Origin of the sequence: Lelliottia sp. SL45 (assembly GCF_026672535.1) — a bacterium.
Lineage (GTDB): Bacteria > Pseudomonadota > Gammaproteobacteria > Enterobacterales > Enterobacteriaceae > Enterobacter > Enterobacter nimipressuralis.
Genome location: NZ_JAPPRH010000003.1, coordinates 308325 through 318922, shown reverse-complemented (window position 1 = coordinate 318922; position 10598 = coordinate 308325). Strand labels below are relative to the sequence as shown.

Genomic DNA, 10598 nt, shown 5'->3' with positions numbered 1-10598 from the left:
ACAATGACATTACGTCGCGGCTTACTTTTACTTTGTCCTCTTTACTTAACCGGATGCGTTGTTGCCGATCTGGATTCGACCAATTATCAGTACGTCCCCTATGTCCAGACCATCCAGAAAAAAGGCACGCTCGGACATACCAATACGGCGCAGCGCAAACAGGATCTTTACGCCTGTGGTTTAGACAAAAAAATTGATCCTGACACGCAGCCATTTAACCGTAATCAGCTTGTCGGAGGCGAAACGATGGCACAGCACGACAAGCGAATCGCCCATCTTGAGAATTGCATGATGGAAAAAGGCTATGTGTTACTCGATTTTGGTCAATGTGGCCCCTTAAAAGCCCCGACCGGAAAATGTAATTAACGAAATAAAAGCGCCAGCGGATTGCACCCTAATTAAAATAACGCCCTCCCCTACCAATATAGGGGAGGGTTACACCAGGAATATTCCGGGCTTTAGGATTAATCCCCATTTCATCGCCTGCCAAAAAAACCAACAATTTTAACCGTTTCATTTGCCATGGATTTTCCATGACATTTTTGCCGGATGACACCGGCGTGACCCACTATAAAATAACGGCACAAGGATTACGGAAAATGAAAAAAATATCTCTGGCGGTATTCGTGGCGGCAAGCCTTGCCAGCGGCGCAGCTCTTGCGGATAACCAGACGGTTTCTCTTGGCTATGCGCAGAGCAAAGTTGAGAACTTTAAAAATATTCGCGGTGTTAACGCGCAATATCGTTACGAATGGGACTCCCCGCTCAGCGTCATCGGTTCTTTCACCTATATGAGCGGCGATGACGACCAGAAATATTATGTCGATTCTGATTCCGTCAAAAATCATATCGACGTGAAATATTATTCCCTGATGGCCGGTCCGGCTTATCGCATTAATGAATATGTTTCGTTATATGCGCTGGGCGGGGTGGCACATACCAAAGCCGATGTGGATACCAAATGGGTGAACGCGGGCGACGGCTATACGCAAAAAGACAGCCTCTCTGAAAAATCGACCTCTTTTGCTTACGGCGCGGGAGTGCAATTTAACCCAACCGAGGAACTGGCCGTTAACGTCGGTTACGAAGGGACGAACGCCGATATCGACGGCAGCCACTCGATTAATGGCTGGAACGTCGGCGTCGGGTATCGCTTCTAATTCTGCTCTGCCCCTCTCTACGGGAGAGGGGCTATTGTCGACACATGCTGAACAAGGTGTGCAATAAACTGCGTCAGTTTCGGCAATGGGCGTAAATCCTGCCGCCAGAGAAGGTACACCGGTCTCGGCTGCGGTGTGAAAGGTGCCAGCACGCGGATCAACCGCCCACTCGCCAGCTCGTCGGCCACCAGCACTTCGGGTTGTAATAACAAACCTGCCCCGGCCACCGCCGCCGTGCGTAACCCATATCCGTCGTTACAGCGCAGGATCGCATCGCGCTTCCAGCGCACCTCCCCTTCCACGCCCGGCAGCCGCCACTCGTTGCGCGCGGTCCAGACCGTATGCGACAGGCACAGATGATCGACCAGATCGGCAGGCGTTTGCGGCGTGCCGTGGCGTGCCAGATAGTCCGGCGCCGCGCAGATCACCATCCTGTACGGACAGAGATATTTCGCGACCAGATCGTCGTTACGAATATCACCGATACGGATCGCCAGATCGAAGCCCTCGTTGACCATATCCACCATCCGGTTAGTCAGATCCAGCTCGACGCGCACCTCCGGCCACGCCTGAAGAAAGGTCGCCGTGAGCGGCGCGATGACACACCCGCCAAAGGAGGTCGGCGCGCTGACGCGCAGCGTGCCAGCCGGGGCTGCACGCAGGCGCTCCACGGCGCTTTCGGCAATCGACACCTGCTCCAGCACCCGTTTCGCCTCGTCGTAAAACACCCGCCCGGCGTCTGTCAGGCTCTGGCGGCGCGTGTTGCGCTCCAGCAGACGCGTGCCAAGCTGCGTCTCCAGCAGGGCAATGTACTTTCCAACCATCACCGCCGACATCTCCAGCCGACTCGCCGCCAGCGTAAAACTGCCGCTTTCGACCACGGCGATAAAAGTCTCCATGCCGCGAAGCTTATCCATATTGCAAACCCCTGGTTAGTAATGCTCTAACTTTAGCCCAGTTTATCCGAATTCTGTTTTATTAAAGAATGGAGGCTCACAACATGAAGGAGTCTGCTATGAAAATTGTCATTATTGGTGCCAGCGGTACGGTTGGCCGCGCCGTGACAGAAGAGCTTAGCCGTAAACACGAGGTCATTCGCGTTGGCCGCACGCAGGGTGATGAGCAGGTGGATATTACCTCGCAGGAGAGCGTGCAGGCCCTGTTCGAAAACATCGGCCCGGTGGATGCGATTGTCTCGGCCAGCGGCGGGCTGCATTTTGGCCCGCTGGCGACCATGAAAGACAGCGATTTCAACCAGGGTTTGCAGGACAAGCTGCTGGGGCAAGTGCGCCTGGCGCTTACCGGACAGCACTACCTGAACGAAGGCGGGTCCATTACCCTGATCAGCGGGATTGTCGCCCACGAGCCGATTGCCCAGGGGGTGAACGCCACCACCGTGAATGCGGCGCTGGAAGGGTTTGTGCGCGCTGCGGCTTGCGAACTGCCGCGCGGCATTCGTATCAACCTGATTAGCCCGACGGTGCTGACCGAATCCGCCGAAGCCTACGATGGATTCTTCCCCGGCTTTGAAAGCGTGCCTGCCGCCACCGTCGCGCTGGCCTATCGCCGCAGCGTGGAAGGCGTGCAGAGTGGCCGGGTTTATAAAGTCGGTTACTGAGGCTTAACGGCAGCGATCAACACCAGCATCGGTCGCTCCGCTTCTTCGGCCAGCGCGGGCCAGGCGTCAATCTGTGCCTGCGTTGGGCCCCACTCGTTGACTTCGCGAAGGCTTAAACCTGCGTGAATCAGCGCATTCAGCGTCGTGCCAAGCGTGCGGTGATATTTGATCACGCCGTCCGCCAGCCAGTTGCTGACGCGCTGTCCCTCCTGCTGATACTGATTCACTCCCCAGAACCGCTGGCCGTTGTCATCCGTCAGCCAGCCCTGGCGCGAAGCGCAGGTGTAGATCGGATGCTCCATCGAAAAGACCAGGCTACCGCCGGGTTTGAGCGCGCGCTGAACGTGGCGAAAAAGTGTATCGAGTTCAGGCAGATAGTGCAGCGCAAGCGAGCTGTAAACCAGATCAAGACTGTTGTCTTCCAGTTTCACATCCTCGAGATTGCGGCGTTGATACGTGATGGCGGGATCGGCGGTAAGCTCGGCGGCACGGGCGAGCATTTTCTCGGAGATATCGACGCCCGTCACCTGCGCCGCGCCGAGCTCACGCGCGCTGCGGCAGAACCAGCCGTAACCGCAGCCCAGATCGATGACCGTTTTTCCGGCCAGATCGGGCAGCATGGATTTGAGCGTCGGCCATTCCGGTGCGCCGTCCAGCCCCTGCACCGATCGCGGAAGCTGGGCATAGCCCTCGAAAAACGCCGGATTGTCGTAAATATTTTGTGCCATCGCAGATCCCTCTTGGTGAATATGCGTAGCAGTATATCGCAGGGTTTAGGTTTTGTTGGCCGGGCAAGGCGTAACCGTCACCCGGCGCACTGTTAGCTCACGGTGCCCCACACCAGGTTCCCGTTATGGAACGTCGCGGTTCGCGGGGAAATGCGCGCAACGGCTTCTGCCGAGCAGGAGGCGTCCACCAGCACAAAACTCGCGGCATCCTGCGCTTTCGGCCACACGCGTTCGCCTTTGTCGTTCAGTGGCAGTACGTTGCCGGTCGCAATGCCCAACGCGCGGGACAGCGTTTGCTCGTTCGGACGGATATAGAGCTGCGCATACAGGTTCGCTTTTTCCAGCATGTCTCCCAGACCGTACGGCGACCAGTGGTCGATCACGCTGTCGGTGCCCGTCATCACAAATACGCCTTTATCGCGCAACTGTTTGAGCGGCATGTGTAAGGTGCCAATCGGCACGGTCGAGGCGACGGTGATTTGCTGCGCCGCCATGCGCGTGGCCAGGGCATCCACTTGCTGTTCGTTAAGCGTCGCCAGCGCAAAGCCGTGGCTGATGGTCAGCTTTCCCTTTAACGCTGGGGTTTTCTCGACCGTCTCCACCATATAATTCACCGCCGCCACGCCTGCGGGGCTGGTCTCGTGCAGGTGGATATCCACCCCTTTGTCATAATCCAGCGCGATCTGGAACATGGTATCGAGCGATTTTTCCATCGCGCCGTCGACGTTAGTCGGGTCCAGCCCGCCGACGTAGTGCGCCCCGGCCTGCATCGCTTCACGCATCAGCGGTTCGCATTTTGACAGCAGCAGCCCATGCTGCGGGAACGCAACAATTTCGCAGTCAAAACCGGGCTTACGCCGCGCCAGCACCGCCTGCAGGTTTTCCAGATTCTTCAGGCCGGAGGTCGGTTCGATATTGCAGTGGCTGCGGGCGATGGTTGAGCCTTTGGACTGAATCAGGTCGATCAGCTTTTCCGCACGTTCCTGCGTATAAGGTTGCAGCTCGGGCAGCAGTTTTTGTTCGAGGCGGATCATGTCCTGAATAGTGGTACCCGCCGGGCGATTCAGCGAGCGCCACGGGCCGCCGTAGAAGGTCTTGTCCAGATGGATGTGCATGTCGCGCATCGCCGGGAGCATCAGCTTGCCTCCCGCATCGTAATGGGGCAGCGCGCTGTCGGCATGGCTTTTGTTGTCACGCAGGGCGACGATTTTGCCGTCCTGGATCTCCAGGGTTTTAAGCTCGGTACGGGTGCTGGTTGCCACATCGCCGTCGACGTTAAATCCGGCCTCCAGCAGCACGTTGTCGAGGTAGTAATGTTTCGCGGTGATGTTCATCGTTTTGCCCGTCTCGCAGGTGTTCTTCGCTGTCTCAGCAGCATACGCGACGGAGCCGGTCGCGCCAAACAGCGCGCAGGCAGTGACCATTTTGCCGCTCTGGCTGATAAACTCACGGCGGCTTTTATTCTCTTTCATCGTATCTTCCTTTTAGTGCTCTTTTACGCATTCACAATGTGAGTGCCGGTCTCACCGCGCAGCGCCGCAGGCAGACAGTCTGGCGAGGTAATGATGACCCGTTTGCCGCCCTGTTTCAGGAACGCCAGACTGGCGACTATTTTCGGCAACATACTGCCCGCCGGGAAATGGCCCTCTTCCATGTAGCGCGTCATCTGCGCCACGCTCACGGTATCCAGCGCCTGCTGGTTCGGCTTGCCAAAGTTGATGCACACCTTCTCAACGCCGGTGGTGATCACCAGTACATCGGCGGCGATTTCGCGTGCCAGCAGCGCGGTGGAGAGATCTTTATCAATCACCGCGTCGACGCTCTGATAATCCCCCTCTTGAGTGTGGATCACCGGAATCCCGCCGCCTCCGGCGCCGATCACCACAAAGCCTTTTTGCGTCAGCGCTTTGATGGCGTCGGCTTCAACGATGCGCACCGGCTGCGGCGAGGCGACCACGCGACGATAGCCGCGCCCGGAATCCTCGACAAAGTGCCAGTCCGGATGGGCGAGCTGCAGCTCATCGCGCTGGGCTTCACTGAAGAAGGCACCGATAGGTTTAGTCGGATGGGTAAAGCCGGGATCGTGTTGATCCACTTCCACCTGGGTGACCACCGTCACCGCCTTTTGCTCCCCGCGCGCCGCGAGACGGTTGTTCAGCGCCTGCTGGATCAGATAGCCGATCCCGCCCTGCGTGTCGGCCACGCAGTTGGCGAGCGGCGTCAGGGGCAGCCCTTCGCGCTCGTGGGCAATCTCTGCACGCCTGAGATCAAGCCCCACCTGCGGGCCGTTGCCGTGGGTGAGGACGATGTCGTAGTCGGAGGCGAGCATCTCTAATACCGACTCCGCCACCGCTTTGACCGCCTGCGCCTGATGTTCAATCGACTGACTGGCGTTATCTTTGATAATGCTGTTACCACCGATGGCGACGACCATGAGTTCTTTCATTGTGTTTCCTTTATGGGTGCGGTCTGGCCCCCTCACCCGGCCCTTCTCCCCTGTAAGAGGATGAGGGTGAGGGGATCAGGCATTATCAGGACTCAGAAACCGGCGCGACCGACCGCGCGACTTCGCGGCTGTCCAGCACATGTTTCACCACGAACATCCCGCTCATCATCAGGTACGCCGTCACAAACATCAGCGAACTGCCTTCGGCAAATCCCACCACCGGCGCGTGAATCACGCCGAACAGTGCCAGCAGCGCCCCCACCGCCGCAGCAATCGCTCCGCGTAGGGGTTTATTGATGATGGCGAAGATCGCGATACACCCCCAGAGCATGCTGGCGAGCGGTGCGCCGTTGCCCAGATGCACCAGCCCTTCGTAGTAGATGCCTTTGCTGTGCAGCACGTCGGTGCCGATTTTCGCCGCATTGGTTCCCGCCGCGCCCATCACGCTGTTCATCATGGTCAGCGCCCAGTTGGCGATCCACGGGAACAGACAGATAAAGATGACGGGCACCTCCACTTTGGGCGTTTCCCTCACCACCTGGTTGGCGGTGACGACGCCGATAAACACCAGAATCGGCACGATGGCAGTCATCGGAATGATGGCGAGCATAAACGCCCCAAGCCCGAAAAGCGGCACGATGAACATGGTGACGCCCGACGCCAGGGTGTAGCCAATGCTTGCGCCCATCGCTTTCCAGCCCGCGTGACCGACGTAGACCGTCACCGGGAACGGGTTGCCCATCAGACAGCCGAGCATGGAGGCCAGACCGTTCGCCAGCATCACCTTGCGGGTCGGGTATTCGTCCCCCGCCGCGTGGGCGCTTTCGATGTTTTCGAGGTCAAAGATATAGTTCGCCAGCCCCAGTGGAACCGCCGAGGCCAGGTACGGCAGAGCGTGCGGCAGGCCTTGCATGAAACTGTCAACGTGGACTTCCGGCGGGTTAAAGCCGAACGATGACATGGACGCTTTGATCGCTTCCGGGCTTTGCAGACCGGAGATCCACGCCAGCGCCGTCCCGGCGATCAACAGCAACAGACCGGTCGGGATGCTGGCGAAGATCGGTTTTTTGCCGAACCAGTTGATGAAGATCAGCAGCAGCACGATGAAGGAGACCGTCGGTGCTTCGAACGCCTGCAGCATCGGGTTCATCGCCAGCAGCAGCAGACCTAAACCGGACAGGCACGACAGCAGCACGGTGCGCGGGATCATCTTGCGGATGGTTTCACCTAAAAATGAGCCGCCCGCCAGAATCATCGCTTCAACAAAGCACCACACCAGACCAATCTGGATGGCGAAATCCGCGTCGCCGGTCTGCTGGTAAACCGGCATCAGCACCAGGAACGTCACCGTGAAAATGGACGGCGCGCTTGGGCCAGAGGGCAGAGCCGTCACATCCGTGCGCCCGGTCTGGCGCTGCATCTGCAGGCCAAACCACGCGTAGCAAATGCTGGCGACCAGCACCGCCAGCCCGAAGGCAGGCGCGATACGTCCATAAACAATCTCTTTCGGGATGCCGACGACAAAAATGAGCAGCCCCATCATGGTCAGCAAATTGGTCAGGTTGTTGGTCATCAGGCCGAAATAGGCCGCCCAGTCACCTCTTTTCCACTCCAGTTTCATGCTTTTCATGGATGCTTGCCTTATAAAAAGTAGCGATCGCGGAAGGTCAACAGCGCCTTTTCAAAACAGCTAAATGGCGGGTGAACGATGCCCGCCCCAATCATGCCGATCCCGGCGTCTTTGTGAGCAATGGCGGTGTTGATCACCGGCAGAATGCCGCTGGCGGCAACTTTAGTGATATCAATCGCCGTCGGAATGCCCATAAACGAGAGCAGCGGAATGGTGACGTTCGGGTTTTCGCCGAGGGTGATTTCGCGCATCTGCCGCGAGAAGTCGATGGCTTCGTCCACCGTACCGCCCACCAGCGCGACAATTGCCGGAGCCGTCGCCATCGCGAACCCGCCGATGCCGTAGGTTTCGGTGATGGCGCTGTCGCCGATATCCAGACCGGAGTCCTCCGGCTTGTAACCGGCAAACATTGGGCCGATCACCTGCTGCGCCGGGCCGGTAAACCACTGCCCCGGCAGGCCGGAAATGCGCAGGCCGAATTCATAGCCGTTGCGCGCCATGGTAGTGACGACGGTGCTGTATTCGATACCGTGCGCCGCATCCAGCGCGGCTTTGCACATTGCCATCCACGTCGGGCCGGAGAAGTAGTCGCTGCTCGCCACGAACTCGAACACCTGACGCTGCTGCTCTACCGGATAACCGGCCTGAATCAGCCCCGGCGTCAGGGCCTGGATCAGCAGCGTGGTGCCCGCGTTATTGCGGTTGTGGCACTCGTCGCCCATGTGCAGCGCCTGAGCCAGCATTAAGCGCAGATCGATTTCGCCGATGATTTTCATCGCATCGCGCAGCATCGGGCCGAGCACGTCGCGCATCCAGTTCAGACGGTCGATCACACTCTGATCGTTGGCCCCCATGCGCAGGATTTTTGCCATCTGCTCACTGAGGTTGGTGAACGCGCGGTTACCGTAGGTTTTGTTCTCGACGATGTGCATAAACATCGACGCCGACGTGACGCCCGCCATTGAGCCGACGCAGTCGTGTTCGTGGCACGGCGAGAACGTGATTTTCCCGGAGGCCGCCAGGCGTTCGGCGTCGCTCAGAGAATCAGCCAGCCCTTCAAACACCAGCGCCCCCGTCACCGCACCGCGCATCGCGCCGCACATGTTTTCCCACGCCACCGGTGGCCCAGCGTGCAGGATGGTCGTAGGGGTCATGCCAGGCACCACGTTGATGGCCTGGTCGAAGCCCACCAGCACCGGATGGGACTGAATAATCCGCTCCAGCGCCAGTTTGTTGGCGGCGGCAATTTTCCCGGCAAGGGTCGGCTGTGCCAGCTGATCCAGCGCCTCGACCACCTGCAGATTGCCCTGCCCCGGCGGCGTCCAGTCGAGCTGCGTGACCGGGACGTGCTGTTTTTTCAGATCGTCGCTGAACAGGGCGATGCCTACGTTAATGACGTTCAACGGCTGGTTAAATAAGGTTTTCATCAGGCTTTCTCTCCTTTGCAGACAAATTCACGCGCCAGTAATCCGGTGTTAGTGCTGCTGCTCGCCCAGATCACACCTGCGTCTGTCAGTAGCTGGCACTGCTGCGACAGGGACGGAGTATCCAGGTCGGTGCCCAGCACGTAGCCGAGGATCTCCAGCGGGCGGTTGTCCGCTTTGGCGATGGCCTGCGCCTCTTTGATGGCGTCGATCATCACCCCGACCGGATCCTCGTGAGAGCCGAAACCGAGCACGAAATCCATCACGATGACGCCCACTTCCGGGTCGCGCGCCTCCTGCAACAGGCGGCTGATGCGGTTAGTCGGATCGATCATCGGGTGCGGTTTTCCGTTGGTGAAATCATCGTCGCCAAAATCGAGGAAGGTGTGAGCCTGGCTGACGTTGAGATCCGCCAGACGTTTGGTCGGGTCCGGCTGAATGTTGCTGTAGACGTTGTCGAATTTTTCCAGCGCCGCGAACATCGCTTCGTCACACAGGGTGCCGCCGCAGAACAGACCGCGAATGTACTTTTGCTGTGGCGTGAGGCGAGCGCGCACCTCTTCAATTAATGGCCAGTTGAGCGGGTGGAGATCGAGAGACTCCTTTTTGATGCCCGTGAGCAGAACCGCTTTCAGGGCCGCCTCTTTGGTGCCACGCGCGAACTGTAAACCCGCTTCATCGGCTGGCGGTTCGTTGCGACCGAGGAAGCAGACAACGACCGGTTTGCGGCAGGCGCGGGCGCAGGCCAGCACGTTTTCGGCCACCTTCGGCGCAGGCGGTTTGGAGATGAGCGCGATCACTTCAGTGGCTTCGTCGGCTTCCAGCATGTCGATGGCGTCGAGCATCATCAGGCCGCCGATCTTTTCGCTCAAATCGCGCCCGCCAGTGCCGATCAGCTGTGAAATTCCGCCGCCAAACTCATGAATACGCGCGCTCAGCTCCTGGCTGCCGGTCCCCGACGCGCCGACGATGCCAATCGGCCCGCGACGTACCGCGTTGCCAAAGCACAGTGCTGCGCCGTTGATAATGGCGGTTCCGCAGTCGGGTCCCATCATCAGCAGACCTTTCTGGTGCGCCAGCTGCTTGAGGGCCAGCTCGTCGTCGAGGCTGACGTTGTCGGAGAAGAGCATCACGTTGAGATCGTTTTCCAGCGCCTGGCGTGCTTCCCGGGCGGCAAACAGGCCGTTAACGGAGATCACCGCCAGGTTACTGTCGGGGCGATGCGTTTTGGCGCTGGCGAGGGTAGCGAAACGGGCTTCGTGCGCGCCGCCGCTCTCTTTACGGGTAAATAAGGCTTCGATGGCAGCCAGCGTTTCGTCACTGGCGGCCTCGCCTTTAATCACAATCATCAGGTCGCCGTTTTTAGCGTCCTGCAATTCCGGCGTTAATAATCCCAGGTTTTTTAATACGCCTTTATTCATTTCAGTCGCCATCGCCACAAATGCCTGTTCCACACCGGGCAATTTATTGGCTTTGGTCGAGACCGACATCAGTGAGACAGAATCAAAATAGGTATTCTTTTTAATAACGATTTTGGTGGGCATGTTTTCCTCCCGAATGCGGGCAAAAGGGGGCCGCCATCATGATTAAGG

The 10598-nt window shown here is 58.6% G+C and carries 10 protein-coding genes; 3 read left to right on the top strand and 7 right to left on the bottom strand.

Annotated features, from left to right (window positions below; genetic code table 11):
* The first annotated feature begins 3 nt into the window (after positions 1–3).
* Entirely contained in the window at positions 4–366 is a 363-nt protein-coding gene (locus OVA10_RS07520) for a hypothetical protein (protein ID WP_102105397.1), read from the top strand.
* 233 nt (positions 367–599) lie between these two features.
* Entirely contained in the window at positions 600–1160 is a 561-nt protein-coding gene (locus OVA10_RS07515; protein ID WP_194514070.1) for an Ail/Lom family outer membrane beta-barrel protein, read from the top strand.
* A gap of 17 nt (positions 1161–1177) precedes the next feature.
* Here the strand turns inward: OVA10_RS07515 and OVA10_RS07510 are convergent, their stop codons facing one another.
* Positions 1178–2077, bottom strand: a complete 900-nt coding sequence (locus OVA10_RS07510) for a LysR family transcriptional regulator (RefSeq protein WP_181826741.1) — start codon at positions 2075–2077, stop codon at positions 1178–1180.
* Between the two features lie 83 nt (positions 2078–2160).
* Between OVA10_RS07510 and OVA10_RS07505 the strand changes: the two genes are divergently transcribed.
* Entirely contained in the window at positions 2161–2778 is a 618-nt protein-coding gene (locus OVA10_RS07505) for a short chain dehydrogenase (RefSeq protein WP_326493392.1), read from the top strand.
* Here the strand turns inward: OVA10_RS07505 and OVA10_RS07500 are convergent.
* From OVA10_RS07500 to fdrA, 6 genes are all read right to left on the bottom strand, one after another.
* On the bottom strand, positions 2772–3506 hold the full coding sequence (locus tag OVA10_RS07500; protein WP_268195699.1) for a class I SAM-dependent methyltransferase: 735 nt from the start codon (positions 3504–3506) through the stop codon (positions 2772–2774). The two genes, OVA10_RS07505 and OVA10_RS07500, sit on opposite strands and share 7 nt — an antisense overlap.
* Before the next feature lie 92 nt (positions 3507–3598).
* Positions 3599–4978, bottom strand: a complete 1380-nt coding sequence (locus OVA10_RS07495; RefSeq protein ID WP_107702979.1) for an amidohydrolase family protein — start codon at positions 4976–4978, stop codon at positions 3599–3601.
* Positions 4979–5001: 23 nt separating this feature from the next.
* Entirely contained in the window at positions 5002–5952 is a 951-nt protein-coding gene (locus OVA10_RS07490; RefSeq protein ID WP_268195698.1) for a carbamate kinase family protein, read from the bottom strand.
* Positions 5953–6037: 85 nt separating this feature from the next.
* Positions 6038–7582, bottom strand: coding sequence for a xanthine permease (locus OVA10_RS07485; protein ID WP_268195697.1), 1545 nt, complete (start codon positions 7580–7582; stop codon positions 6038–6040).
* An 11-nt stretch (positions 7583–7593) separates the two neighbouring features.
* Positions 7594–9009, bottom strand: coding sequence for a DUF1116 domain-containing protein (locus OVA10_RS07480; protein WP_416079649.1), 1416 nt, complete (start codon positions 9007–9009; stop codon positions 7594–7596).
* Positions 9009–10550, bottom strand: a complete 1542-nt coding sequence (fdrA, locus tag OVA10_RS07475) for an acyl-CoA synthetase FdrA (RefSeq protein ID WP_268195696.1) — start codon at positions 10548–10550, stop codon at positions 9009–9011. Before fdrA ends, OVA10_RS07480 begins: the two co-directional genes overlap by 1 nt.
* Positions 10551–10598 lie beyond the last annotated feature (48 nt).

What these genes read in the sequence shown, in the direction of transcription:
- OVA10_RS07505 (WP_326493392.1), top strand. Translation starts at nt 2,161, where the DNA reads ATGAAGGAGTCTGCTATGAAAATTGTCATTATTGGTGCCAGCGGTACG.
- OVA10_RS07520 (WP_102105397.1), top strand. Translation starts at nt 4, where the DNA reads ATGACATTACGTCGCGGCTTACTTTTACTTTGTCCTCTTTACTTAACC.
- OVA10_RS07485 (WP_268195697.1), bottom strand. Translation starts at nt 7,582, where the DNA reads ATGAAAAGCATGAAACTGGAGTGGAAAAGAGGTGACTGGGCGGCCTAT.
- OVA10_RS07500 (WP_268195699.1), bottom strand. Translation starts at nt 3,506, where the DNA reads ATGGCACAAAATATTTACGACAATCCGGCGTTTTTCGAGGGCTATGCC.
- fdrA (WP_268195696.1), bottom strand. Translation starts at nt 10,550, where the DNA reads ATGCCCACCAAAATCGTTATTAAAAAGAATACCTATTTTGATTCTGTC.
- OVA10_RS07490 (WP_268195698.1), bottom strand. Translation starts at nt 5,952, where the DNA reads ATGAAAGAACTCATGGTCGTCGCCATCGGTGGTAACAGCATTATCAAA.
- OVA10_RS07515 (WP_194514070.1), top strand. Translation starts at nt 600, where the DNA reads ATGAAAAAAATATCTCTGGCGGTATTCGTGGCGGCAAGCCTTGCCAGC.
- OVA10_RS07480 (WP_416079649.1), bottom strand. Translation starts at nt 9,009, where the DNA reads ATGAAAACCTTATTTAACCAGCCGTTGAACGTCATTAACGTAGGCATC.
- OVA10_RS07510 (WP_181826741.1), bottom strand. Translation starts at nt 2,077, where the DNA reads ATGGATAAGCTTCGCGGCATGGAGACTTTTATCGCCGTGGTCGAAAGC.
- OVA10_RS07495 (WP_107702979.1), bottom strand. Translation starts at nt 4,978, where the DNA reads ATGAAAGAGAATAAAAGCCGCCGTGAGTTTATCAGCCAGAGCGGCAAA.